At 66.5% G+C, this 24,074-nt stretch carries 28 protein-coding genes and 2 tRNA genes; 14 read left to right on the top strand and 16 right to left on the bottom strand.

From position 1 onward, the window contains the following. Positions 1 to 28: 28 nt before the first annotated feature. The gene (locus ACXMDP_RS04870) at positions 29 to 439 is read right to left on the bottom strand and encodes a VOC family protein (protein WP_259728893.1); all 411 of its coding nucleotides are present in this window, start codon (positions 437 to 439) and stop codon (positions 29 to 31) included. A 103-nt stretch (positions 440 to 542) separates the two neighbouring features. On the opposite strand from ACXMDP_RS04870, the gene ACXMDP_RS04865 reads away from it, so the two are divergent. The 3 genes from ACXMDP_RS04865 to ACXMDP_RS04855 all read left to right on the top strand — a co-directional run bounded on the left by ACXMDP_RS04865 (position 543) and on the right by ACXMDP_RS04855 (position 1,855). Further along, positions 543 to 1,196 carry a class I SAM-dependent methyltransferase gene (locus tag ACXMDP_RS04865; RefSeq protein ID WP_259728931.1) on the top strand — a complete coding sequence of 218 codons (654 nt, stop codon included), beginning with the start codon at positions 543 to 545 and terminating at the stop codon, positions 1,194 to 1,196. A 16-nt stretch (positions 1,197 to 1,212) separates the two neighbouring features. After that, positions 1,213 to 1,680, top strand: coding sequence for a DUF1643 domain-containing protein (locus ACXMDP_RS04860; RefSeq protein ID WP_259728894.1), 468 nt, complete (start codon positions 1,213 to 1,215; stop codon positions 1,678 to 1,680). 90 nt (positions 1,681 to 1,770) lie between these two features. Continuing rightward, positions 1,771 to 1,855, top strand: a tRNA-Ser gene (locus tag ACXMDP_RS04855). A gap of 49 nt (positions 1,856 to 1,904) precedes the next feature. Here ACXMDP_RS04855 and ACXMDP_RS04850 read toward each other — a convergent pair. Next, positions 1,905 to 2,129: a hypothetical protein gene (locus ACXMDP_RS04850; protein WP_094510193.1), complete on the bottom strand. Its 225-nt coding sequence runs from the start codon at positions 2,127 to 2,129 to the stop codon at positions 1,905 to 1,907. 248 nt (positions 2,130 to 2,377) lie between these two features. Between ACXMDP_RS04850 and ACXMDP_RS04845 the strand changes: the two genes are divergently transcribed. The 3 genes from ACXMDP_RS04845 (at position 2,378) to ACXMDP_RS04835 (ending at position 5,074) form a co-directional block, all read left to right on the top strand. Beyond that, positions 2,378 to 3,337 (top strand): orange carotenoid-binding protein, encoded by a 960-nt coding sequence (locus ACXMDP_RS04845; protein WP_259728895.1) that lies wholly within the window; start codon positions 2,378 to 2,380, stop codon positions 3,335 to 3,337. Between the two features lie 443 nt (positions 3,338 to 3,780). Then, complete coding sequence (locus ACXMDP_RS04840; RefSeq protein WP_457767099.1) at positions 3,781 to 4,644, top strand: fatty acid desaturase; 864 nt, start codon at positions 3,781 to 3,783, stop codon at positions 4,642 to 4,644. Positions 4,645 to 4,747: 103 nt separating this feature from the next. After that, positions 4,748 to 5,074 (top strand): hypothetical protein, encoded by a 327-nt coding sequence (locus tag ACXMDP_RS04835; RefSeq protein WP_457767098.1) that lies wholly within the window; start codon positions 4,748 to 4,750, stop codon positions 5,072 to 5,074. Positions 5,075 to 5,114: 40 nt separating this feature from the next. On the opposite strand, the gene ACXMDP_RS04830 is transcribed toward ACXMDP_RS04835, so the two are convergent. The 9 genes from ACXMDP_RS04830 to hisF all read right to left on the bottom strand — a co-directional run bounded on the left by ACXMDP_RS04830 (position 5,115) and on the right by hisF (position 13,646). Next, the gene (locus tag ACXMDP_RS04830) at positions 5,115 to 5,429 is read right to left on the bottom strand and encodes a YciI family protein (protein WP_259728899.1); all 315 of its coding nucleotides are present in this window, start codon (positions 5,427 to 5,429) and stop codon (positions 5,115 to 5,117) included. Position 5,430: 1 nt separating this feature from the next. Then, on the bottom strand, positions 5,431 to 7,704 hold the full coding sequence (locus tag ACXMDP_RS04825) for an EAL domain-containing protein (protein WP_259728900.1): 2,274 nt from the start codon (positions 7,702 to 7,704) through the stop codon (positions 5,431 to 5,433). A 405-nt stretch (positions 7,705 to 8,109) separates the two neighbouring features. Continuing rightward, positions 8,110 to 8,194, bottom strand: a tRNA-Ser gene (locus ACXMDP_RS04820). Between the two features lie 129 nt (positions 8,195 to 8,323). Beyond that, a complete protein-coding gene (locus tag ACXMDP_RS04815) occupies positions 8,324 to 10,408 on the bottom strand; it encodes a ComEC/Rec2 family competence protein (protein WP_259728901.1) in 2,085 nt (694 codons plus the stop codon). Positions 10,409 to 10,474: 66 nt separating this feature from the next. Beyond that, entirely contained in the window at positions 10,475 to 10,657 is a 183-nt protein-coding gene (locus ACXMDP_RS04810) for a hypothetical protein (protein ID WP_094510187.1), read from the bottom strand. Between the two features lie 3 nt (positions 10,658 to 10,660). Then, complete coding sequence (gene glyQ, locus ACXMDP_RS04805) at positions 10,661 to 11,575, bottom strand: glycine--tRNA ligase subunit alpha (RefSeq protein ID WP_094510417.1); 915 nt, start codon at positions 11,573 to 11,575, stop codon at positions 10,661 to 10,663. Positions 11,576 to 11,664: 89 nt separating this feature from the next. Further along, positions 11,665 to 12,378 (bottom strand): bifunctional demethylmenaquinone methyltransferase/2-methoxy-6-polyprenyl-1,4-benzoquinol methylase UbiE, encoded by a 714-nt coding sequence (ubiE, locus tag ACXMDP_RS04800; protein WP_259728902.1) that lies wholly within the window; start codon positions 12,376 to 12,378, stop codon positions 11,665 to 11,667. 24 nt (positions 12,379 to 12,402) lie between these two features. Continuing rightward, positions 12,403 to 12,768 (bottom strand): hypothetical protein, encoded by a 366-nt coding sequence (locus tag ACXMDP_RS04795; protein ID WP_233132681.1) that lies wholly within the window; start codon positions 12,766 to 12,768, stop codon positions 12,403 to 12,405. Positions 12,769 to 12,839: 71 nt separating this feature from the next. Further along, the gene (gene hisF, locus ACXMDP_RS04790) at positions 12,840 to 13,646 is read right to left on the bottom strand and encodes an imidazole glycerol phosphate synthase subunit HisF (protein ID WP_259728904.1); all 807 of its coding nucleotides are present in this window, start codon (positions 13,644 to 13,646) and stop codon (positions 12,840 to 12,842) included. Between the two features lie 112 nt (positions 13,647 to 13,758). On the opposite strand from hisF, the gene petP reads away from it, so the two are divergent. The 3 genes from petP (at position 13,759) to ACXMDP_RS04775 (ending at position 17,061) form a co-directional block, all read left to right on the top strand. Beyond that, complete coding sequence (gene petP, locus ACXMDP_RS04785) at positions 13,759 to 13,971, top strand: cytochrome b6f subunit PetP (protein ID WP_255099897.1); 213 nt, start codon at positions 13,759 to 13,761, stop codon at positions 13,969 to 13,971. Positions 13,972 to 14,065: 94 nt separating this feature from the next. Next, a complete protein-coding gene (gene chlG, locus ACXMDP_RS04780) occupies positions 14,066 to 14,992 on the top strand; it encodes a chlorophyll synthase ChlG (RefSeq protein ID WP_233132732.1) in 927 nt (308 codons plus the stop codon). Next, positions 14,989 to 17,061, top strand: coding sequence for a transglycosylase domain-containing protein (locus ACXMDP_RS04775; RefSeq protein WP_457767097.1), 2,073 nt, complete (start codon positions 14,989 to 14,991; stop codon positions 17,059 to 17,061). Before chlG ends, ACXMDP_RS04775 begins: the two co-directional genes overlap by 4 nt. Positions 17,062 to 17,130: 69 nt before the next feature. Here ACXMDP_RS04775 and ACXMDP_RS04770 read toward each other — a convergent pair whose 3' ends face one another. After that, positions 17,131 to 18,468, bottom strand: a complete 1,338-nt coding sequence (locus ACXMDP_RS04770) for a 16S rRNA (cytosine(967)-C(5))-methyltransferase (protein ID WP_259728906.1) — start codon at positions 18,466 to 18,468, stop codon at positions 17,131 to 17,133. Further along, complete coding sequence (locus ACXMDP_RS04765; RefSeq protein WP_094510180.1) at positions 18,465 to 18,794, bottom strand: MGMT family protein; 330 nt, start codon at positions 18,792 to 18,794, stop codon at positions 18,465 to 18,467. Before ACXMDP_RS04765 ends, ACXMDP_RS04770 begins: the two co-directional genes overlap by 4 nt. Before the next feature lie 167 nt (positions 18,795 to 18,961). Here ACXMDP_RS04765 and ACXMDP_RS04760 point away from each other — a divergent pair, with 167 nt between their 5' ends. Together ACXMDP_RS04760 and ACXMDP_RS04755 are read left to right on the top strand one after the other, a co-directional pair. Beyond that, positions 18,962 to 20,101 (top strand): S1C family serine protease, encoded by a 1,140-nt coding sequence (locus ACXMDP_RS04760; protein WP_259728907.1) that lies wholly within the window; start codon positions 18,962 to 18,964, stop codon positions 20,099 to 20,101. 17 nt (positions 20,102 to 20,118) lie between these two features. Continuing rightward, positions 20,119 to 20,328 carry an RNA methyltransferase gene (locus tag ACXMDP_RS04755; protein ID WP_259728908.1) on the top strand — a complete coding sequence of 70 codons (210 nt, stop codon included), beginning with the start codon at positions 20,119 to 20,121 and terminating at the stop codon, positions 20,326 to 20,328. A gap of 148 nt (positions 20,329 to 20,476) precedes the next feature. Here the strand turns inward: ACXMDP_RS04755 and ACXMDP_RS04750 are convergent, their stop codons facing one another. Beyond that, positions 20,477 to 20,842: a type IV pilin protein gene (locus tag ACXMDP_RS04750; protein WP_259728909.1), complete on the bottom strand. Its 366-nt coding sequence runs from the start codon at positions 20,840 to 20,842 to the stop codon at positions 20,477 to 20,479. A gap of 316 nt (positions 20,843 to 21,158) precedes the next feature. Between ACXMDP_RS04750 and trmH the strand changes: the two genes are divergently transcribed. After that, the gene (gene trmH, locus ACXMDP_RS04745; protein ID WP_259728910.1) at positions 21,159 to 21,848 is read left to right on the top strand and encodes a tRNA (guanosine(18)-2'-O)-methyltransferase TrmH; all 690 of its coding nucleotides are present in this window, start codon (positions 21,159 to 21,161) and stop codon (positions 21,846 to 21,848) included. Positions 21,849 to 21,884: 36 nt separating this feature from the next. On the opposite strand, the gene ACXMDP_RS04740 is transcribed toward trmH, so the two are convergent. After that, entirely contained in the window at positions 21,885 to 22,109 is a 225-nt protein-coding gene (locus ACXMDP_RS04740) for a hypothetical protein (protein WP_457767096.1), read from the bottom strand. Positions 22,110 to 22,692: 583 nt separating this feature from the next. Here ACXMDP_RS04740 and ACXMDP_RS04735 point away from each other — a divergent pair. Together ACXMDP_RS04735 and ACXMDP_RS04730 are read left to right on the top strand one after the other, a co-directional pair. Further along, on the top strand, positions 22,693 to 22,980 hold the full coding sequence (locus ACXMDP_RS04735) for a transposase (RefSeq protein WP_457766750.1): 288 nt from the start codon (positions 22,693 to 22,695) through the stop codon (positions 22,978 to 22,980). A gap of 10 nt (positions 22,981 to 22,990) precedes the next feature. Then, positions 22,991 to 23,863 carry an IS3 family transposase gene (locus ACXMDP_RS04730; RefSeq protein ID WP_457767201.1) on the top strand — a complete coding sequence of 291 codons (873 nt, stop codon included), beginning with the start codon at positions 22,991 to 22,993 and terminating at the stop codon, positions 23,861 to 23,863. A gap of 43 nt (positions 23,864 to 23,906) precedes the next feature. On the opposite strand, the gene ACXMDP_RS04725 is transcribed toward ACXMDP_RS04730, so the two are convergent. Beyond that, the gene (locus ACXMDP_RS04725) at positions 23,907 to 24,014 is read right to left on the bottom strand and encodes a DUF5672 family protein (RefSeq protein WP_399233285.1); all 108 of its coding nucleotides are present in this window, start codon (positions 24,012 to 24,014) and stop codon (positions 23,907 to 23,909) included. Positions 24,015 to 24,074: the final 60 nt, after the last annotated feature.

The following is a 24,074-nucleotide window of genomic DNA, read 5'->3' as shown; positions in this document are numbered from 1 at the left end:
CTGTTGCTTCGGAGGCTGAAGATCGAGCTCAGCTTGTGCCTCCTTGCACCAGCAGCAGAAACGGGTTGCCCTCCGGATCGGCCATCCAGGCTTCCGCTCCGAACGGCTCCAGCCGCGCCGGCTCCAGTTCAGCGGCCCCCCGGGCCTGCAGCTGCAGCCGCCAGTCGTGCAGCACCTGCAGGGCTGGCTGTGCTCCGGCCGCCCGTATCGCGCAGATCCCCAGCCGGCCGTGCTGTCGCGGCCTGGGCCGCCGTGACGACGGGGCGTAGATCTCCAGCCGGCCGCCGGAGGGCAGCGGCAGGCGCCAGTGCCGCGCGCTCAGCCCCGGTTGCGCCGTGCTGTCGAGCAACAGCCCATAGAAGCCGGCGAGCTGCTTGGGATCGTCAGCCGCCAGCACCAGCGAACTCTCGATCGGGCCCGCCTGAGAACTGGAAGTCACCGGATTGTGAGCAACACACCGCCGCCAGGATGCCGTGGCCGCTCGCGGCAGGAAGGCGCCGCTGCCAGGCTGCGCCAGCCATTCACAGCAGGCGGACATCGCCATGGTTCAGCAGGTGTTGAGCGCAGCCCAGCGGGTAAAGCTCGATGGCTCCGACGACGCCCTGTTCTATGCGGAGCCCCGTTTCGTTCAGCATCTCGATGCCAGCTTCCGCAGCAGGCTCACGGCGCTCTACCGCGAGCGGATTCCCCCTAGCGCGGTGGTGCTGGATCTGATGAGCAGCTGGGTGAGTCACCTGCCCGAAGGCCTCACCTACGACGAGGTGATCGGCCATGGCCTCAATGCCCGGGAGCTGGAAGCGAATCCCCGGCTGGATCGTCACTGGGTGCAGAACCTCAACCGCGACCAGATGCTGCCCCTGGCCGAGGCCAGCGTGGATGCGGTGCTGATCGTGGCCGGTTGGCAATATCTGCAGCAGCCGGAAGCGATCGCCGCCGAGTTGCTGCGGGTGGTGCGTCCGGCCGGGCAGGTGATCGTGGCCTTCTCAAACCGGATGTTCTTCCAGAAGGCCCCCCAGGTGTGGACCGACGGCAGCGACCGGGACCACCTGGAGATCGTGGCCCGGGTGCTGGCCGCCCAGGGCTGGACGGTGGAAGCGGTGATCGCCGAAGACACCCCTGCCCAGGGGCCGCTGGGCTGGCTGGGCGGCAAGGGAGATCCCTTTTTTGCGGTGATCGGCCGCAAGGCCAGCCTCTGAAGGGCGGCCGGCGGTGATGCAGCGCTGGGCCGTGTTCAGTCCGTGCCGAAGCTACCGGTATGCGCTCGGGCGCCGCTGGTCGGCCGCGCCGGTAGTGCTCATCGTGGGCCTCAACCCCAGCAGCGCCGATGGTCACAGCGACGACCCCACGGTGCGGCGCTGTATGGCCTTCGCGCGCAGCTGGGGCTATGGGGGGCTAAGGCTTGGCAACCTGTTCGCCTTTCGCGCCACCGATCCCCGCAGCATGCTGACGGCCACCGATCCGGTGGGTCCTGCCAACGACCGCTGGCTGCAGCAGCAAGCCGAAGGCGCCGCTCTGGTGGTGGCGGCCTGGGGCGTGAAGGGCCGCTTCGCCAGCCGTGACCGGGCGGTGTGCCACCTGCTGCCCCCGCTGCAGTACCTGAAGCTCAGCCGGCAGGGCTGCCCCATGCATCCGCTCTATCTGCCTGCCCAGCTGCGGCCACTGCCCTGGCCAGGCCGTTGATGTGGTGCAAGGCAGGTGGTGGGCTCAACCGGCCGGCGGGGCGGGGGCAGGGCGGGCATGAGAAAATCTGACCACCCCCGCGGGGCACCTGGAGAGGTGGTCGAGTGGTTGATGGCTCTGGTCTTGAAAACCAGCGAGGCGAAAGCCTCCGTGGGTTCGAATCCCACCCTCTCCGTTTCCAAAAGCTCCTGGCCTGGCGCCCGTTCCCCCCGGTCGTGCGCAGTTCAGCGCCGCCGGCCCGTGGCCATCACGCCCAGCCCCGCCAGGCTGAGCAGCCCGCCGGCGGCCAGAAAGGCGAGCGTCTGCAGAAGCAGCAACAGCACGCCGAGGGCAGAAAAGAAACGGATCTGGATGCGCGCCTTGATCAACAGAGTGAGCAACAGCAGCACCGTGGCCTTGAGGCTCAGCACGGCAGCACCCCTGAGCGGGCAGAAAGGGTTGGGAAGCATCGCCGAACCACGGATTGTTCCAACTCTGGACGAACCCAGCCCACAAACGCGAGCGGAGATCTGCCCAGCGGTGGAGCCTGGGGGTGCGAGGCGGCGTGTCGCGCGCGGGGCCACAGGCGTCGCCAGCACGGAGCAGGCCTCAGGCGCGGCGTCAGCTCACACCCCTTGCGCCGCAGCTGTTTGGGAGGAAAAAGGGATCGCGAGGAAGACTGTTACGATAGTCACAATCCCTGCAGCGAAGGATTCCCATGGCCATCACGCTTGAAGACGCTCGCGGCATTTTTCCAACAACGCTTTCAGCGGATGTCGTGCCAGCCACGATTGCGCGATTCAATCAGCTGAGCGCTGAAGATCAGCTCGCTCTGATCTGGTACGCCTATCTGGAAATGGGAAAAACAATCACCATTGCGGCTCCCGGCGCCGCTCGGATGCAGTTCGCCGAGCCCACCCTCAACCAGATCCGCCAACTCAGCTTCCAGGATCAGTCGCAGGTGATGTGCGATCTGGCCAACCGCGTGGATACTTCGATCTCCCGCACTTATTCGATCTGGTCGCCGAACATCAAGCTTGGCTTCTGGTATCGCCTCGGCGAATGGATGGAGCAGGGCACCGTGGCCCCGATTCCCCAGGGGTATCAGCTGTCGGCGAACGCCGCCGCCATCCTCAATGCCATCAAGGGGCTGGAAGGCGGTCAGCAGATCACCGTGCTCCGCAACGCGGTGGTCGACATGGGCTTCGACCCGAACAAGATCGAAGATGCCGAGCGGATCGCCGAGCCGGTGGTGCCCCCCACCGAGCCCGCCCAGCGCAGCGAAGTGAGCATCAAGGGAGTGAGCAACACCACCGTGCTCTCCTACATGAACCTGCTCAATGCCAACGATTTCGACGCGTTGATTGAGCTGTTCCTTCCCGACGGTGCTCTTCAGCCCCCCTTCCAAAGGCCCATCGTGGGCAAGGCAGCTGTGCTGCGCTTCTTCAAGGAAGATTGCCAGAACCTCAAGCTGCTGCCTGAGCAAGGCGTCACTGAGCCCGCTGCCGATGGTTATACCCAGATCAAGGTGACGGGTCGGGTGCAGACCCCCTGGTTCGGCGCCGGCGTGGGTATGAACGTGGCCTGGCGCTTCCTGATCGATCCTCAGGGGAAAATCTTCTTCGTGGCGATCGATCTGCTGGCCTCCCCCAAAGAGCTGCTCAATTTCATCCGCTGAGCCCGTCGCGGAGCACTCCGCCTGATACCACCGATGAACAGCCTCCGGGCAGGGCCCAGGAGGCTGTTCATCGGTGCACCGGTCCTTGATCAGGCCGAAACAGCCTCGTTCAGCGCTGCCAAGCCTGCGCTCTCTGAAATCCCCCTGGCTACGCCATGGGGGCTGAAGCTTTCAGGGCGGTGCCTTTCCAAGGTGGCCATCACCGCCGCCATGGAACTGCCTCCAAACAGAAGGGCGGCGGTTAAACCGCATGTGGTGGGATTTAACGCGCTGCAGCTTCCATCCGGAAGCGCCTGAGAGCAGCTGCTGCTCCAAAGCGGCAGCCGCACCAACGGACAGGCCAACGGCTTGTCACATCACACCATCAAGCCTCATCGCAACGGCACGCTGGCCTCACAACAACCAGCGAGGATCCTCAAGTGCGCTTGTTTCGGCCGATCGTCATGGGAACCGATGCCTCGGTTTCGGTCCCGCCGTCCATGGGCGCAGAGCAGCGGTCATGGGTGGGGCTCGCCCTGGCGGCACTGATCGTGGTCGCCTGGCTGGCCAGCCTCTTGCTGCTGCTGCAGGTAGATCTCACTGCGCTGCTGGCCACGGGCCGCCTCACTCCAGCCCAGGAGCTGGCTCCCTGGCGCCTGCCGCACACCTGGATCGCGGCGGCTGGGGTGGGCACCGAGATTCTGGTGCGCACCTTTCTGCAGACCGGGCTGTTCATCGTCGCCCACGACGCCATGCACGGCAGCCTCATACCGGCGCGCCCACGCTTGAACCACCGCCTGGGCCATTTGGCGCTGACGCTCTACGCCTGCCTTCCCTACGGCGACTGCCTCAGGAAGCACCGCCAGCATCACCAGGCTCCCGGGAGCCCAGGCGATCCCGACTTCCACGACGGTATCCGCTCCCATCCTGTCAGCTGGTACCTGCACTTCATGCGGGGATACCTTTCAATGCCCCAGATTGTCAGCCTGGCGGCAGCCTGGATCTGTACTGCAGCAGTGATGCCATCAGCAGCGCCAACACTTCCACTCAACATCGTTGTGTTCTGGGTCGTGCCATTGATGCTCAGTTCCGTGCAGTTGTTTGTGTTCGGCACCTATCTTCCTCACCGCCACGGCCAGGCGGGTGATGGTGTCACTCACAGGGTGGAAAGCCTGCCGCTGCCTGCATTGATCTCCCTGGTGAGTTGTTATCACTTCGGCTTTCACTGGGAGCATCATCAACATCCAGAGGCTGCCTGGTACGAGCTGCCTCGCCTGCATCGCAGACACTGGTCGCACAACGGTCACCCACGGCTACAGGGTGAGTAATTTTACCTAGCACCTGCGAGCAAAGTAGCCTCCGTCGCGTGCCTCTCAGTCGGATTTTTGATGTGTTAGGGTCTCAATATCACAAAGTCAATTCTGAAGAAAGGTGGAAGTGAGCCACTCCGGCTGGACGCCCGAGGAAAAAGAAGCAGCCCAGAAAGCAGTGGAGTTGGCTTATCAACGCGAAGTGGCTGCGTTGATCGCCACTCTCCAGAATCGCGTGGAGCAGGCAGCCTGTCCCAACGACGTGTGGAGCTTGCATGATTTTCTTAGTGCTAAACGTCACGAGATGGATGGCAAGTTTGACCTCAGAGATTCCTCCCTTATCTTCATGTTTGCCACCCTCGTGAAAGATGGGCTTCTCCATGTGGGTGAACTTGAAGGCATCGAGAAAGAAAAGCTCGTGAAGATCTCCGCCTTGGCCCGATTCTGAGCCCCTATGGCTACAGAGCCTGGCCTGGTTTCGGCAGCGGTCAGCTGAATCCGGGATCCCCGGCGGTCACCAGAGCTCCAGCCACCACATGCCACTCGTGCAGGATCCAGCTCACGCTGCCGGCCTGAATGAGTGGATCGCTACGCACGATGGCTTCCGCTTCCTCCCAGCTACCCGCCTGGAACAGCAACATGCCTCCTGCCCCAGGTTGGCCTTTGCACTCCTGCCAATAGCCGGTGCTGGGGCAGTGGCCACGGACCTTCAGTTCCCGCACCCAGGCGAGATGCGCCTGAAGGTGCTGGTCGAAATGGCGGCGATCCACCGTGCCCTCTTCCAGCTTCACAAACCAGCGCATGTCAACTCTGAGGTGGTGAGGCGAACAGGTAGCCCTGAAAATGGGTGACACCTTTCTGCCGCCAGTGGCTGAGCTGGCTCTGCGTTTCGATTCCTTCCATGATCACGCGGGTGGGATAGCCCACCTCAAAACTCAGCAGAAACTCCACCATGGCATTCACGCGCCGGTCGCAGGTGAGCCGGGCATAGTGCAGGTCCACCTTGATGAAGTCGGCCGGGTAGCGGAACAGATAGGAGAGGGCGGCATAGCCACAACCGAAGTCGTCGATTGCCACCCGCACCCCCAAGCGGCGGAGGCGGCAGAAGAAATCCAGCCACACAGACTCCTCACCCAACAACTCCGTTTCCGTGATTTCCATCACGATGGTCTGACGGACCGGAGCAGGGGCGGCCTCAAGGATGTCGAGGATTCCGTTGCGATGCAGATCTGATTGGATGGTGAGCGCAGAAAGGTTGGTGGCAATCAGCGGCAAAGGCTGAGCCTCCGGCGCTGGCGTACGCACCAGTCCCACCCCACCAAGCTGCCGAGACTCAACGGGCAACTGGCACTCCCCCGTCAGGGGCGCAACCTTGACAGCTTCAGCGCTGAAGGAGAGGGCCTTGCGCAACATGGAGCGATCGATCAGATGAATGGCCGACGTTCGCTCCAGCGAACGAATCAAATCCTGGAGCGGCACATCGGGCTGATGATTCCCGGAAGGCGAGAAGAGCATTTCGCGATAGGCAATGCGCTGCTGATGGCCATCAAAAAGAATCACATTCTCCAACCTGTAATGGTGGTCAATGAAACGCTCTGCCAACTGCACAACTTTAAAATCCTGGCTGCTCTGGTACCGCAGCAAAGCGGGCTGCTCAGCAGCATCCGCATCCAGGAAAGCTGGCGGAAAGTGATGCTTAATCTGCCGATTCATGGAAATGAGATCCAGAATCTGTTCTCCGATCCGATCAGGCTTCAGCCACGTCAGGTTGGAATTCACATCCGCCCGAATGACCGCGTGGAGGTTGTCGGTAGCCCGATCGATGATGGCCTGCACCTGCGCCACCAGCTCCTCCCGGGTGGCTGCCAGGTGGCGGTCCAGCGCTTCCGGCAGCGGCACCACCGCCACCAGGGCGAGCTCCTGGCTCCTGCACAGCAGCGCTGCCGGAAATGCGACGCTGAACCCTTCTTCCAGCAGCACCAGGGTGCGGTTCAGAGCCTCCAGACCGCTGGGCACAGAGCCGTCGAAGGCGCGAATCAGAGGAGAGAGCACCACCAGCAGGGGCAGGGGGTGGGCTTTCACCAACGCGGGCAGCAGGGGCAGGGCATCGGCTAGATCCGAGCTCGGCTGCAGGGTGTGCGGCAGGCCCTTCGGCCGCGCGACACGGAAGGCACGCGGGGCTGTGAGCAGCCCCCGCCGCTTGCGGTGGGAGCTGCTGCGCAGGGATCTCAGACGTAACAGACCCACCACACCGAGCCCGAGGCAGAGGGTGAACCAGGGGACGAGCACATCCAGCCAATAGCCCACCAGCAACTGCCTCCAGGGGACGGTCTGTTTGAGGCGCCACGGCGCGGTGGACGGCTCAAGATCGCTGATCGCAAACACTGGGGCAGAGGAGATACGCAGCCCCTCAACCCCAGAGCCCAGCAGTGGCACCGTGTCGACCGCCACGGAAAGGTTGTCGCGGATCTTGCCGAAGGCGCCGCGAAGGTTCGGGTCGTCATCGTTGACCATCACCTGTCCGAAGTGGAAGAACCAGCCCTTTGGCGAGTTCTGCGCGCCTTGATCGAGCACACTCGCAACAGCTCCGATCGCAAACACGTGAGCATCCAGGCAGATCCAGCCATAGGCGGTGGCAGGCTCAAAGCGACGGAGCGCGATCACCCTGCTGAGCTTCTGGGCAACGCACCGCTGCAACTCCTGACGGGCCGCCGGACCCATGGCCTCTCCCCCGGGTCCTGACAACGAATCGAACAGGATCCGGCCATCCGCATCGGCGATCAGCATGTTCTGGCCGCCTTGGAGAATCTCTGAACCGGCCAGCCTTTCCTTCAGGGCATCCGCCGGACCACCAGCAACAGCGGCGTTGATCTGATCGTTTCGGCCCCATTCCTTGGCCATGAGCTTGTGCCATTGCACGCGCAACTGCAACAGATTGCTTTCCGCATGCCAACTGCGTTGCGCCTGCTGTGCTTGGGCATCCATGAAAAGGATGGTGGACACCACCAACACACAGGCGCCGGTGGCAACAAGCCCGAAGGCATCGGTAGTGATCGTGCGCGAATCCTCAACGGACAATCCCGACCAGCCCTTGCTGATGCTGCCCAGGACATTGCCCAGAACGGTGTGCGCTCTGCTCAGGCTTCGAGGCACAGAGAGGAACAAGCGCTCCGCTGGGTGATGGGTTCAATTGTGCCCGAGAAACGTCCCAAGGCAAGCCAGAAGCCGTGGCTCTCCTGAATGAGAAAAAGCTAAACGCGGCACGCAAGCCTGCAGGCTTTCAGGTACGAGGACGTTCAGGCAGAGGTGCACGTCCTGGGTGCCTCATCACCATGCAGCAGCAGGGAAGATCGGGATTCGACGATGAGGCAAAACAACGCCATCGTGCCATGCACAAGCGTGAATCATTAGCCCCGCGCGCTACGCATTGACCCCGCTTGATGCCGCCGGGGAGGAATGGCAACCCTGAGCCGAGGGATAGAACGGAGAGGGTGGGATTCGAACCCACGGAAGGTTTCCCTTCAAACGATTTCGAGTCGTTCGCTTTCGACCACTCAGCCACCTCTCCAGGTGGTTCCAGGGAACCGATGGCCCTCCCCATGCCAACGAAGGCGCCGGAAGAGGCAGGGATCCAGGGAATGCAGAGCTGCCACTCCGGTGGGAGCCGCGATCTGCATCGACTTAGCTTACGAAGCGGTCAGCCGGCAGCCCCAGCGAGGAAACCACTGGAACCGCTGGCCCTCCAGCCCGCCGGTGGGGACGCCCAGGCACCGCTCACCCAGCGCCTGGCTGTCCCCACCACCTCCAGGGCCTGTCGTTCAGCGTGCTGTGGCGCAAACCCAAGCCAGAGGCCGGCCAGATGAGGCGGCAGCGCTGGATGGCCCTCCGCCAGCTGCTGCTGCCAGGCCCACACCGATTGGCGGTCGGGCAGCAGCAACCAGGGATGGCGGCCCACCGTGAGCACATGGGCGGCGCTGCTGGCGGTGAGCGGCGCCAGACGCAACCCGCGGCTCTCCAGCCGCTGCCCGGGTTGCAGCGAGGTGCTGCCGTCCCCTGCATCCAGCACCAGGGCACTCAGCCCCCGCCAGCAATCCCGATCCTCTGTGGCCACCGGATCCAGCAGCTGGATCCAGTCGAAGCGCTGCACCCCCAGGCCCACCGCCAGCCGGGCGGCGCTGGCGCAGCTCATCCCATCGGCGCGGCTGCTGAGCAGGGCGGCCCGGCCCTGATGGCGCGCGATCAGCAGATCACCGCCCCATTGGTGCACCACCAGCAGCTGATCCCCCGCCAGCGCCGCCATGTGCACGCCCATGGTGAGCGCCATGGCGCCCAGGCCCAGCGGGCGGGCCCAACCCCGCAGGCGCCGCCCCAGTGCTGGCACCAACCAGGGCAGCAGACCGAGCGTGAACAGGGCCACCAGCAGCGGCTGGGAGCGTCCCACCTGCCACTGCGCCATCGGCAGGGCGGCGAAGGCCTGGGCCAGCCAAAGCAGCAGGGCCGTGAGCTGCCCGAGGGGCCAGGCGAACAGCGGCAGCAGCGGCGGCACCGTGACGGCCACCACGGCCGCCGCCATCGACCCGAGCGTGAGCGGGGTGAGCAGCGGCGCCACGGCCAGGTTGGCGGGCACGGCCCAGAGCGGCACCGTGCCGAAATGCAGCAGCTGCAGCGGCAGGGTCCAGAGCGAGGCGGCCAGCGGTACTGCCACGCCTGCAGCGGCCCAGACCGGCAGGCGATGAGCCAGCGCCTGCTCCAGATCCCGGGCCGTGAGCATCAGGCCGGCGCAGGCGGCCACCGACAGCTGGAAGCCGATATCGAGCAACCAGCCGGGCTGGGCCAGCAGCATCAGCAGCACCGAGGCCAACAGGACACCCAGCGGGCGGCTGCGCTGGCCGCTCTCCAGCACAGCAAAGGCCACGGCCCCCATCAGCACCGCCCGCACCACCGAGGGCTGGGGGCCGGCCAACAGCAGGAACAGCAGCATGGCGCCGGCCGCCAGCAGGCAACGGGGCAGGCGCGGCAGCCGCCGGCCCACGGCCATCACCGCGCCCAGCAGCACCGTGAGGTGAAAGCCGGAGGCTGCCAGCGCATGCGAAAGCCCCGCCACGCGGAACGACTCACGCACCGCGGCCGGCAAGGGCACCACGGCGCTGCCCAGCACCAGGGCGGCCTGCACCCCACCCCGTTCCGGGCCGTCCTGCTTCAACAGTGCAGCGGCCATGCGGCGGCGCAGATCCGCGGCCGGGGTGGCCGGACGGGCAAGCACCCGCACCGCATCGGGGCTGGCCGCCACCGTGAGCCGGCTCCACACTCCCTGCCGGGCCAGGCGCTCGGCGCCACTGCCCAGCAGGGGGTGGGCCGGTGGGGCGGGGCGGCTGAGCACCCCACGGACGCTCACCCGCCAGCCTTCCTGCAGGGGCAGGCAGGAGGGCAGACGCAGCTCGGTGTTACCGCCGGCGCTGGCCAGCATGACGCTGCAGCCGCCCCCCTCTCCCCTGGCGCGGGGGTCGGCCAGCAGGCGTCCGCTCAGTTCGGCCGGACGTGACCGCTCAGTCCCCAGCAGCCGCACCGGATCGGCCGGGCCTGGCTGGGGCAGACGCAGCTGCACCCAGAGCATCAGCAGGGGCAGCAGCGCCAGCACCAGCAGCCGGGTGTGCAGCGCGGCGCCCTGCCGCGCCAGCCACCACCAGGCCACCGCGGCCAGAGGGATCGCGCCCAGCCAGCCGTGCGACCAGAAGCCGAGCGCCAGTGCCGCCAGGGCCACGCTCACCACCACGAAGGGCATGCCGGCCACTCCTGATCGCCTGTGTGCGCTTAGGGTTCCCCGCTTTGGCCGGCTTGTGGCGGGGCTTCAGAAGCTGGGCAGCCGCTGGATCAGATCGCAGACCTGCTCACTCGGCATGGTCTGGCCCAGCAGGGGCGCCACCAGGGCGGCCACCGGCCGCAGCCGGCAGGGCCAGATCGCCCGTTCGGTGAGCCGACCGGCCTGAAAGCTGCCGGCCAGCAGCACCACCACGAGCAATGTGCGCTTCAAGGCTCAGCGCGAGGCGGTGCCAGCCGCCGCCGGCAGGGGCGGCGCGGCCGATCCGGCCAGCAAGGGAAAGCCCAGAGCCTCCCGTTCCTCCAGCCAGGCCTGGGCCACCTGGCGAGCCAGGTGGCGGATGCGGCCGATCGTGGCGGTGCGTTCCGTGACCGAGATCACGCCGCGGGCCTCCAGCAGGTTGAAGGTGTGGCTGCACTTGAGCACGAAGTCGAGGGCTGGGGCCGGCAGTTTGCGGGCCACCAGATCCGTGGCTTCAGCCTCGTAGAGCGCGAACAGCTGCTGCAGACGCTCGGGGTTGGAGGCCTCGAAGTTGTAAGCGCACTGGCCCTTCTCGAACGGCAGCCAGATCTCGCCGTAGGAGCGCTGCTCGTTCCAGCGCAGCTCCCAGATGCTCTCCACATCCTGGAGATACATGGCGAGACGCTCAAGGCCGTAGGTGATCTCGATCGACACCGGCCGGCAATCGAGGCCGCCGCACTGCTGGAAGTAGGTGAACTGGGTCACCTCCATGCCGTCGAGCCACACCTCCCAGCCCACGCCCCAGGCGCCGAGGGTGGGCGATTCCCAGTTGTCCTCCACGAAGCGGATGTCGTGGTCAGCGGCGCGGATGCCGAGCGCTTCGAGCGAGGCCAGATAGGTTTCCTGGATGCCATCCGGTGACGGCTTGATCAGCACCTGGTATTGGAAGTAGTGCTGGGCCCGGTTGGGGTTGTCGCCGTAGCGGCCGTCGGTGGGGCGGCGGCAGGGCTCGGGGTAGGCCACGGCCCAGGGCTCGGGCCCGATCGCCCGCAGCACCGTGTGGGGGCTCATCGTGCCGGCGCCCTTCTCGGTGTCATAGGGCTGCAGCAGCAGACATCCCTGCGCCGCCCAGAACTGGTTCAGGGTGGAGATGATGTCCTGAAAAAGCATGGCCGGGTTCTGAGGTGCGGGGCGAAGCGTGAAGAGGCGCGGGCAGAGCACCGGCCACCGATCCTGTCAGAACGCAGCCGTGCGCTGCCTCACGCCACCAGCTGCAGCAGGCCCATCAGGCCGCCCATCAGCGGCCGGTGGCGCACCTGAGTGAAGCCGGCGCGGCGGGCCATTGCCTCCTGATCCGCCGCCCTGGGGAACTGCTCCAGGCTGGCCTCCAGATAGGCGTACTGCTCGGGCAGGCCGAAGCGGCGGGCCGCAGGAACCACTAGGCGGCGGAGGTAGAGCTGCTGGAAGCTGGCGGCGGCGGCACCGGCCGGGGTGGCGGGATCGGGGCGGTTGAAATCCAGCACGGCAGCGCGGCCACCGGGGCGCAGCAGCCGCCGCAGCTCCTGCAGCCCCGGCCCAGGGGCGTTGAGGTTGCGCAGGCCGTAGGCCATCACCGCCCCGTCGAAGCGGCCGCTGGCCAGGCCGGTGGCGAGGGCATCGCCCTGCTGCCAGCACACAGGCAACCAGGGCTGGCGGGCGCTGCGCCGCTGGGCGATCGCCAGGGGCGCTGCGGCCGCATCGAGGCCGAGCACGCGGCCTCCGGGCCGCAGCTTTGCGGCCAGCAGCAGGGCAAGGTCGCCGGTGCCGCAGCAGAGATCAATCAGCTGCTGGCCCGGAGCCGGCTCCAGCCAGCGCACCGCCTGACGCTTCCAGACGCGATGCAGGCCGAGGCTGAGCAGGTCGTTGAGCTGGTCGTAGCGGGGGGCGATGCTGTCGAAGAGCTCACGCACCGCCTGGGGATCACCGGGCTTCAAAGCGAACCGCGCTGTGTTGGCTGCTCAGGAGGATGGCAGGGGGGCGCAGAAGCGGGCATCCACCAGGCAATCCAGGGAGTCGTCGAAGGGCAGGGCCACGGCGTTGAGGCTGATGCCGGCATCGGCCTCGCTGCGCGCCACTCCGGCAGCGGGGAAGCGCTCAGGGCTGGTGAGGGTGATCACCATCACCGTGGCCAGACCAACGGCAGCGGAGCACACCATGCAGCCGGCGAGCATCAACGAAAATTCACGGCGTGCGTTGGCCGCCTCCATCAGCTGAAGCGCCCAGGCCACCAGGCCGACCACGGCCAGCACCATCACCAGGCAGATCACGGTGGTGAAGGGAGACAGAACGACCGGCACGGCGAAACGCAAACGGGTGACCGGCAAGCGAAGAGGAATCTCCTTAATGTAACGACCCTTTACAGCGCCCCGAGCCCGGTTTCCGCTTCCGGCTCCAGCTAACCCTCCATCAGGCCGTCCAGCGGCGGAGCGGGCGGGCGCAGCACCAGCCCCCGGCCAAGCAGATCGGCCTTGATCGCCTCCACCGTGAGCACGCCGTCATGCAGGAGGGAGGCCAGCAGGGCTGCCGCCGCCTTGCCCTCGCTCAGCGCTGCGGCGATGTGGTCGATGCAGCCGGCGCCACCGGAGGCGATCACCGGCACCTCCACCGCCTCCACCACCGCACGGGTGAGTGCCAGGTCGTAGCCCGCCTGGGTGCCGTCACCGTCCATGGAGGTGAGCAGGATCTCGCCGGCGCCCAGCGCCACCACCTGGCGGGCCCAGGCCACGGCGTCGAGCCCGGTGTTCTCGCGCCCCCCCTTCACGTACACATCCCAGGCAGGCGCGGCCCCCTCCGGCAGCTGGCGGCGGCGCGCGTCGATCGCCACCACGATGCACTGGGAGCCGAAGCGGCGGGCGCCCGCGGTCACCAGCTCGGGCGTGCGCACGGCCGAAGAGTTGAGGCTCACCTTGTCGGCGCCGGCACGCAGCAGTTCGGTGATGCCCTCCACGGAGCCGATGCCGCCGCCGACGGTGAAGGGAATGGTCACCGCCTCAGCGGTGTGGCGCACCAGGTCCACCAGGGTGGTGCGCCCCTGGTGGCTGGCGGCGATGTCGAGGAAGACCAGCTCGTCGGCGCCGGCGGCGTCGTAACGGCAGGCGAGCTCCACCGGGTCGCCGGCATCCCGGAGGCCCACGAAGTTCACCCCCTTCACCACCCGTCCATCGGCCACGTCGAGGCAGGGAATGATGCGTTTGGCGACCATGGCGGGCGGCGGCGCAGGGCCGTCAGGGAGCGGAGGGTGATGGCTCCAGTTTCAGCCCGTCGCGTGCTGCGAGGGCGCTGGTAATGTTTCAGGGCTTTTTTGGCCCGGCTTCATGTCGCAGAACGCCATCACGATCGGCTCGAAAGTGCGGATTCAGCGGGTGCGTGACCGCATCCCTGCCGAGATGGTGGGCCTGCTGCAGAGCGATGCCTCGGGCGTGGTCAAAGAGTTCAAGATGACGGATGGCAGCGGCATCGGCGTGGTGGTGGAGCTGAGCAACGGCAGCACCGGCTGGTTCTTCGACGACGAAATCACCCCGGCCTGAGCGTCCCCTTCGCCTCTCTCACTTGAGCGACACCCCCGATCCCAACGCCAGCAAGGCCGCCGAGGCGTCCGGCAGCGCCCGCCAGCTGCTTGGCATGAAGGGTGCGAGTGGCACCAGCAGCCTCTGGAAGCTGCGGCTGCAGCTGATGAAGCCGGTCACCTGGATCCCGCTGATCTGGGGGGTGATCTGCGGTGCGGCGGCGTCGGGCCGTTTTGAATGGACTCTGCCGAACGTGCTGGCCTCCTTCGCCTGCATGCTGATGAGCGGCCCCCTGCTCGCCGGCTACACCCAGACCATCAACGACTACTACGACCGCGAGATCGACGCGATCAACGAGCCCTACCGGCCGATCCCGTCGGGCGCCATTTCGCTGCCGCAGGTGAAAACTCAGATCTGGGTGTTGCTGCTGGCGGGGCTGGCGGTGGCCTGGGGCCTTGATCGCTGGGCCGGCCACACCACCCCGGTGCTGCTGCTGCTGGCGCTGGGCGGCTCCTTCGTGAGCTTTATCTATTCCGCTCCGCCGCTCAAGCTCAAGCAGAACGGCTGGCTTGGCAACTACGCCCTCGGCGCCAGCTACATCGCCCTGCCCTGGTGGGCCGGTCAGGCCCTGTTCGGACAGCTCACCTGGCCCACCGCCCTGCTCACCCTGGCCTACAGCCTCGCGGGCCTCGGCATCGCGGTGGTAAATGATTTCAAAAGTGTGGAAGGCGACCGCACCCTGGGCCTGCAATCCCTGCCGGTGGTGTTCGGGATCGAGCGGGCCAGCTGGATCAGTGCCGCGATGATCGATCTGTTTCAACTGGCGATGGTGGGCGTGCTGATCGCCATCGGCCAGCATTTTGCGGCCGTGCTGCTCGTGCTGCTGATCGTGCCGCAGATCACCTTCCAGGACATCTGGCTGCTGCGCGATCCTGTGGCCTTCGATGTGAAATATCAGGCCAGCGCCCAGCCCTTTCTGGTGCTCGGCATGCTGGTCACCGCCCTTGCGATCGGGCACAGCCCGCTGACGGTGGGAATGTGAGGCGCCGCCAGCGCCAGCTTCTGGTCACGGCGCTGCTGGCTGCCGGTGCCGGCGGGGTTGTGGCCGTGGGTCAGGTGTTCGTGGTGCGCACCCTCGACAAGACCCTGCCTGATGTCAGCCGCATCGGCACCTTCAACCGGCCTGGCACCGTCACGATCCTTTCGGCCGATGGTCAGGTGCTGCAGAAGCTGGGCCCGGCCACGCGCGAAAAGCTGGTGGGCGGCCAGATGCCCGAGCTGGTGCAGCAGGCTTTCATCGCCGCCGAAGACCGCCGCTTCTACGAACACAACGGCATCGACGCCTGGGGCATCGGCCGGGCCCTGTGGCGCAACGTGCAGCGAGGCGCCGTGGAGGAAGGGGCCAGCACGATCACGCAGCAGCTGGCGCGGCTGGTGTTCCTCAGCCAGGACCCCACGCTGGTGCGCAAGCTGCAGGAAGCGCTGCTGGCGGGAAAGCTGGAGCGTGAGCTCAGCAAGGACCAGATCCTTGAGCAGTATCTCAACTATGTGTATCTGGGCTCCAGCGCCTACGGGGTGGCGGACGCCGCCTGGATCTACTTCTCCAAGACCCCGGAACAGCTGACGCTGCCTGAAGCGGCACTGATCGCCGGCTTGCCGCCGGCGCCGTCGGTGTATTCGCCGCTGGTGAATCCGGAGCTGGCCCAGCGGCGCCGGGCGGTGGTGCTGCGCCGCATGCGTGAGGCCGGTTTCATCGACGCCAGCGAGGAGGCCGAAGCCAACGCGGCGCCGCTGGCACTCAAGCCGGCAGAGCCCAAGTACTGGACCAGCCGCGCGCCTCACTTCACCAGCTGGGTGGCGCAGGAACTACCGAAGGTGCTGACCCCGGAGCAGCTTGAAGTGGGCGGGCTCACGATCCGCAGCAGCCTGAACCTCGCCTGGCAGAAGGAAGCCGAGCAGGTGATCGAGGGCAGCGCCTACGGGGGCATGGAGGGAGCCCTGGTCACGATCGAACCCGGCACTGGGCTGGTGCGGGCGATGGTGGGCGGCAAGGACTACAACGAAAGCCAGTTCAACCGCGCCACCCAGGCGCTGCGCTCACCGGGCTCCACCTTCAAGCTGTTCGTGTATCTGGCGGCGCTCAAGGCCGGCATGAAACCGGAAGACACGGTGCTGGATGCGCCGCGCTGCTTTGCCGGCTATTGCCCGAAGAACTTCGGCGACCGCTACATGGGCCGGGTTTCCATCGCCACGGCCCTGCAGAACTCCCTGAATGTGGTGGCGGTGAGCCTGCTGCAGCAGGTGGGCTTCGACAAGGTGATCTCCGTGGCCCAGGGCCTGGGCATCACCCGCCCGCTGGGCCGCTTCTACCCGATGGGCATTGGCGCCTACGAGCAGACCGTGCTTGACATGACCGCCGCCTACGCCGGTGTGGTCAACCGCGGCATCTTCGTGCCGCCCACCCCGTTCGAGGAGATCAGCGGGCCTGAGGGGCAGCTGCTTTGGAGCCGCCGGGTGCAGGGCGATCGCGGCCGTCGCGTGGTGAGCTCCGATGTGGCCGACGCCATGGTGTGGATGCTGCAGCGGGTGGTGACCGGCGGCACCGGCGGCGCGGCGTCCTTGCCGAACCGGCCGGTGGCCGGCAAGACCGGCACCTCCGAGGGTGCCCGGGATCTGTGGTTCGTGGGCTCGATTCCCCAGCTCACCACCGGCGTCTGGCTGGGCTACGACAACAACCGCAAGACCAACAGCGACAGCGGCGCGGCGGCAGCCGCCTGGGGCCGCTACATGGCCGTGATCACGAAGGATCTGCCGGTGCGTCAGTTCCCGCCCAAGCCCACGCTCACCTCCACCTTCAACGTGCGGGGCGTCAAGCCGCAGGCGCCGCCCAGCTCCGGCGATCGGGGCGCGGAATCCAGCCGGCCCTGGGAGCCCGCGCCCGCCAGCCCGGAGGAGGGCCTCGGCGACGACAGCCGCTTCCAGGGCGAACCGCCAGGCCCCTCCGCCCCATCGGGCCCCAGCGAAGCCCCTGCACCCTCCACCCCCACGGTGCCGTCGCGGCCCATTCGCCCAGCCAGCCCGCACCGCCAGCGGCCCCTCCGCCGCCGGTGAGCGCACCACCGGCCCCCCCCCGCCCGTGGCGCCACCGCCGGCGCCAGCTCCCGTAGCGCCGCCGCCGCCTTAAGCCGCCTCGAGAACGGCGGCATAGAAGCCATCGCCGCCTTGGGGGCGGGGCCAGAGCTGCTGCTCGAAGCGCAGCTGCCAGCCAGGGTGGGCCTCCAGAAAAGCGCTGATCTGCTGCTGGTTCTCGCGGGGATGCACGGTGCAGGTGGCGTAGACCAGGCGACCGCCGGGCCGCAGCAACGGTGCCACACCAGCCAGCAGGCTCTGCTGCAGCTCCACCAGCGTGTCGATGGCCTCGGGGGTGAGGCGCCAGCGGGCATCGGCGTGGCGGGCAAGGGTGCCGAGGCCCGAGCAGGGGGCATCCAGCAGCACGCGATCGAACGGCGCCTCGCCCAGATCCGCTGCCAACGCCGCCGCATCACCTTGAACCGGCTGGATCGTCCGCAACCCGAGCCGCTCGGCGTTGTCACGCACGCGCTGCAAGCGGCCGCTGGAGCGATCAACAGCCACCACGGTGCCCACATCGCCGATCAGCTCAGCGATGTGGGTGCTCTTGCCACCGGGGGCGGCGCAGGCATCAAGGATCCGCTCACCCGGCTGCGCCTCCAGCAGGGGGACGATCGTCTGGGCGGCGCGGTCTTGCACACACCAGTGGCCTTCCGCGTAGCCGGGCAGGGCACGCAGATCGCTGCTGCGGGCGCTGAGCGTGAGGCCGGCGGGCAGATCGGCGAGCGGCTCGGCGGGCACCCCTGCGGCCTCGAAGGCGGCCAGCACGGCAGCGCGGCTGCTGCGCAGCCCATTCACACGCAGATCCAGCGGCGGCGCCTGGTTGGCCGCCAGAGCGAACGCCTCGGCCTGCTCCGCCGGCAGCCAGACCAGCAGATCCGCCGCCAGCCAGTCGGGCAGGGAATGGCGCAGCGCGAAGGCGGCGGCGGGATCCGCCGGCAGCGGCAAGGGGGCGCTGCGGCGCAGGAAGGCGCGCAGCAGACCGTTCACCACCGGCGCCAGCCGGGCGAGGCCGTCGCGTTTGGCCAACTCCACCGCCGTGCTCACCGCCGCCGAGGCCGGCACCCGCTGGGAGAACAGCAACTGGTAGAGGCCAAGGTGCAGCAGCCAGCGCAGCGGCGGTGGCTGCTGCACGGCGGGAACCTTGCCGAGCTGATCCAGCCAGGCGTCGAGCAGGCGGCGCTGGCGAATCGCCCCGTAGGCGAGTTCGGTGGCCAGGCCCCGGTCCTGGGGGGCCAGCGGCAGGCGGCGCAACTCCCGCTCCAGTGCCAGATCGGCATAGGCCCCCGAGGCCACCGCCAGCAGCACCCGCCAGGCCACCCGCCGGGCATCAAGACCCGGTGCCGGCGCGCTGGGGGGCGGGGTGGAAGCGGGAATGGCGGCGCTCAATCGGCAGGCAGCGGTGGAACCCACAGATAGCGCCGCAACGGCAGGCGTCCGTCGTCCGCCACCGGGATGCCTTCTGCGAGCAGCAGGTCGCGCTGAATCCAGTCGCTGCCTTCCCGGCCCAGGCTCATGCTGATGCGCCCCTGCGCATTCACCACCCGGTGCCAGGGCACCGCCGACGGCAGCGGCAGCCGCCGCAGTGCCCAGCCCACCTGCCGGGCACAGCCATAGGCACCGATCCGATCGGCGATCTGCCCGTAGGTGGCCAGCCGCCCATGGGGAATGCGCTCCACCTCGGCCCAGACGCGTTGATCAAACGGGTTCGCCATGGCAGGAGATTCTGGCTCGCCCAGCCGGAGCGAACGATGACAGGATCCCCCCGCAGGCCGGTGGGGAAAGATCCTGTCATCAGGCGTGCGGAGGCCAGTGAGAGACAGGGGAATCAGGCGACGTAGGACGAAGGCATGACCTGGATCGTCTCCTGACGACTGCCCCGATGACCTTCCCCCACCAGCCCTCACCCAACCAGAAACAGCACCAGCCCCCGACCCCACACCGCCGCTCCTGGAGCGCCGCGGCGGCGGGCGCTGCTGGCCTGGCGCTGCTGCTCTCCAGCTGCGCGGCGGTGCGCAGCAATGCCACCGCGCCCACGCCAAAGCTGGCGGCGGCGGCCACGGCCCCAGGCCCGGCGGGCCAGAGCTGCAGCAGCACCAGCCAGAGCGCCGAGCAGGTGTTCAACGCCGCCAAGCAAGGGGTGGCCGTGGTGACGCGCGGCGACGGCATCGGCAGCGCCTTCGTGGTGGCCCATAAGGACGGCCAGACGTTCCTGATCACCAACGCCCACGTGGTGCGCGGCACCGAAACGGTGCGGCTGAAGTGGGTGGATGGCAAGAGCGACGGGGCACGGGTGGTGGCGCGCGGCCGGGGTGACACGCCCACCAGTGACCTGGCCCTGTTGGCGGTGCAGGGCACCCGGGGTGAGCCGCTGCGCATCGCCGACCAGCCGTCGGCGGTGGGACAGGAGGTGTTCGTGATCGGCGCGCCCAAGGGGCTGGAGTTCAGCCTCAGCCGCGGCGTGGTGAGCAGCCTGCGCGACAGCGACGAGATCCTGCAGGTGGATGCCGCCATCAACCCGGGCAACTCCGGCGGTCCGGTACTGAATGCCGGCAACTGCGTGGCGGGGGTGGCCACCTTCAAGTACAAGGACAGTGAGGGCCTCAACTTCGCCATCTCCGCAGCGGTGGTGCGGGAGTTCCTGGCAGACCTGCCGCCCGCCTCGGCAGCGGAGCCGGCACCTTCAAGGCCGCCGATCGCCCAGGCCCCGGATGACGCTGGCGACGCCACGCTCTGCCTGTTCAAACGGCCCGACGAGGAGGCAGCTGCCTCCATCCCGTGCCAGCTGAGCCGCGGCGAAACCGCTGAAGGGCAAACGTTTTATCAGCTGGCCTGGGCCGATGGCGCCCGCAACGCCTACGCCTTCTTCGGCGATGGGCGGGTGGCGATCGAGGCGCGCAGCGCGGATGGCCGCCGCGTGCAGGACGCCGGCCGCTTCCGCGTGTTGCGAGACGGGGTGGCAGTGCGCAGCAGCAGCGACGCGATCGCCGTGATTCCGGGGCTGGACCCGGTGCTGAACTGAAGCGAGGCCGGGGCACGTTGCTGCTGGAGGTGGTGGACAAACCCCACAACCTCCCGGCAGTGCTGCGCACCTTGAACGACGCCGCCAAGGGCAGCCAGAAGTGGGTGGCGCTGCAGGCGCACAACCGCGGCGCCGCAGGGGTGCATGGAGTGAATGACCGTGATCTCCTCGAGTGTCTTGCGACCACGGATCACTGCATCGCGACCCTCGCCTTGAACTCGGGCTAAGGATTCGGCGTTTGCACATGGGCGGAAGCCCCTTCTCAGGGGCAGTGCCCCGCCGCAAAGGTTAACGATGGGCCCTGCTTAGGAAACAACCCAGACCACCTATCAATGAGTGGCTTCTGCAGATGATGATGACGCCAAGTGCAATCCATCAGGAGAAGGCACACGTCATCACGCCTCTCTCGGAAATCGTGATCGTAGCGGTGCCATCGGTTGCGGCAGAACTGGAGGAAAGGCACTGAATGCCGGCAGCGCCCGGTGTGAATGCAACGGTGACAGTGCCTCCAGCCATGGTGCAAGCCACGGTGACATTCGTTGATCCCGTTGTAACGCCAACGTCCAAATCAGAAGCAGCAGTGGTGGCACATTCTTTGGCGAAGCCGACGGCTTCACCCACCAGGGCGCCGGCGGTAGTGGCATTTCTGGCATTGAGGTAAGTGGGCACTGCCACAGCAGAAAAAACGCCCACAATGGCCACAACAATCATCAACTCAGCAAGCGTGAAGGCTGTGGCCATGCAATCCCGGGCCCGGAGAGAGGCTTTCAGCTCAAGCTTGGCTCCCAAGGAAAGTCCCATCAGACCCCAAGCCGGCCTACCGAGCATCTGAACGCTAGCAGTCTAGCGGGATCCAGACATAGTGAGAAGCAGGTTGATTCCTCAAGGCAATTCTTCACCGAACTCCATTGTCCATCTGAATGTCCATGCCATCAGGAGGGGGGTCTGTCACCCTTCAGGGCTCAACTGGCCAGCACTTTCATGGAAGGCCGCCGCAGTCCGCAGAGGCCAGCTGCCTCAATCGGATGCTGAACTGAAGCGGTAACAGCCGTCGCCCATGCCCCTGCTCCCCCGACGCTTCGAACGGCTCCAGGCCGTGCTGAACCGCCGCATGGCGGATCTCACGGTGCTGCTGGAGGCGGTGGATAAACCCCACAACCTCTCAGCGGTGCTGCGCACCTGTGATGCGGTAGGGGTGTTGGAGGCCCATGCGGTGAGCCTGCCGGGCCGCACCCGCACCTTCAACGACACCGCCCGGGGCAGCCAGAAGTGGGTGGCCCTGCGCCCGCATGCCAGCGGCGCCGAAGCCGTGGCTGTGTTGCAACAGCAGGGCTTCAAGGTGTACGGCACCCACCTGGGGGTGAATGCGGTGGATTACCGCAGCTGCGATTTCACCGGCCCCACGGCCTTCGTGCTGGGGGCAGAGAAATGGGGCCTGGGCGAGGCCACGGCGGCGGCGGTCGACCAGGCGCTGTTCGTGCCGATGGGCGGCATGGTGCAGTCACTGAATGTGTCGGTGGCGGCGGCGGTGCTGCTGTTCGAGGCACTGCGCCAGCGGCAGGCGGCGGGCCTGCTGCCCACGGCCGGCGAAGGGGTGCCGGCGGAGCGGCGCCAGGAGCTGTTGTTCTCGTGGGCCTACCCGGAGGTGGCGCGCTGGTGCCGGCAGCAGGGGCGGCCCTATCCCCCGCTCGATGCCGAGGGCGCCATCACCGAACCCTTGCCGCGCACCGTGAAGATGCGCCATTGAGCGCGTCACGTGCTGAGCGATGGGTTCAGCAGGGCATCAGAACGGAATCAGCACATCGTCGCGGTGGGGGATCGGCGGCGGCGCCTGGTCGGCACGGGCACGGGGCAGCCAGAAGGCCAGCACTACACCGGCGATCTCCAAGGGCACCCCCCGGCCCACCATCACCACCACCAAAAGGGCGGCCACCGAAAGGATCCGCTCCAGCAGACCGATCACGTCGTCGCGGTTGCCGGAACCCGACAGCCAGAGGATGGCGGACACGGAGAGCAGAAGCAGGGTGAGCCAGACGGGCACAGGCAGGGCGGCTGAGCAGCCGTTAACCCTAAGGCGGGTTATGGGCACCAAAGAGCCGCCGCCACTACCAAACCCACACACACCGAAGCGCCGTTGCAGCGAGTGGACGCAAACGAGAGGCCATGGAGCGGCGGCAGATCAACAACGCGCCCACGGACAGCCAGCGATGGAACGCCAAAGGAGGCAGGGTCGTACAGCGGGCTGCATGGGGAGCGGGGTTGCCGTCCATGGAAAAGCAAGGTTCTCCACCAGCGGCTGATCAGAAAGGCGTTATCTCGCACCGGCGACCTGATGTCCCACCACTCATCCTCCTGACCAAAAGCAAGCAGCTCGCGGGAGTGCCGCATCTAGCGGGGATCAAGCACCTCCACCTGGCGCAAAACCCGCAGGCAACAGCTCACCTTGCGCAACGAGAGGCCTCCGATACTCACGAGGGGCTGCGTAACCCATGGCTGCGAGCCCGTCAGACTGAGATGGTCTGGCTTTTCTGGACAGGGTCCATCGTTAACCTCTGAGGCGGGGCACCGCCCCTGAGAGGGGGCTCCCACCCATGAGCAAACGCCGCACCCATAGCCCCGAGTTCAAGGCCAAGGTCGCCATGGAGGCGATCAGTGGCCGCAAGACGCTCCAGGAGATTGCCGCTGATCATTCGGTGCACCCGATTCAGGTGAGCCAGTGGAAGAAGCAGCTGCTGGAGGGTGCCAGCGACCTGTTCACCCGGGGCAAGAAGACCCAGGCCAAGGACGAAAGCCAGGCCAAGGAGGCTGAGCTGTTCCAGCAGATCGGCAAGCTCCAAATGGAGCTGGAGTGGCTGAAAAAAAAGTCTCAGCTGCTCTGACGCCCGTGAACTGCGCAAACTGGTCGATCATCACCACCCTGAGCTCACGGTTAGCCGCCAGTGCGAACTCCTCGGATTGGCACGATCGACCCTCTATTACAAGCCCGTGCCTGTCAATGAGTCCACTCTGCGGATCATGGCCAGGATCGATGCCTGTTACCTGGAGGATCCAACCTCCGGTAACCGTCGGATGGTGCAGTATCTGGCCAGAGACGGTATCCCGATCAGCCGTGACCGTGTCCGAAACCTTATGCAGCGCATGGGTTTACGGGCGATCTATCAGAAACCAAGGACGACAGTTCCTGGTAGCCCATCCGAGCGTTTTCCCTGCCTTGAGGACCTCCAGCAGCTCACGGCCCCAGATCAGGTCTGGGCGACGGATATTACCTACATTCCGATGCGGAAGGGCTTTCTGTACCTGGTGGCCGTTGTCGATCTGTTCTCACGGCATGTGCTCAGCTGGAAACTCTCCAACAGCCTTGACACGGAGTTCTGCCTGGAGGCCCTGGAGATGGCCCTGGTCAGTGGCCGCAAGCCCCAGATCTTCCATTCCGATCAGGGCTGTCAATTCACCTCATCGGCCTTCGTTCAACGACTCAAGGCAGAAGACATCAAGATCAGTTGGTCAGGAAGGAGGCGGTGCTTTGACAATATCCTGGTGGAGAGACTGTGGCGCACCGTCAAGTATGAGGAGGTGTATCTGCGTGCCTACAGCGATGGCTGGGAGGCGGAGATCAGCCTGGCCCGCTTCTTCTGGAGGTATGGTCATGTAAGACCACACAGCGCATTGGGAAGCAAAACTCCCCATGAGGTCTACACTGAGACCAAACCCTGTTCTTCCCGCCCGGGGTTAACGATGTCAGGGGCCGAATCTGTCCAGTAAAAGCCATCCACATCAGACAGGAAGAACTGCAGAGGTCATAAGCCTAGGCAGACCACGCCTGCAGATCATGACGAACCACAAGGGAATCCAGCTGATAGATGAGGATGCAGTCAAAGGCCGTGAACTGTTCATAGAGGGCTGGGTTGGTCATCATCAACCCATAGGTTGTGCCAGAAGAAAACCAACCATCCTCCATGCTGCAATTGATGAA

This window comes from Cyanobium sp. ULC065, assembly GCF_977927515.1.
This window is presented reverse-complemented; position numbering and strand designations above follow the sequence as displayed.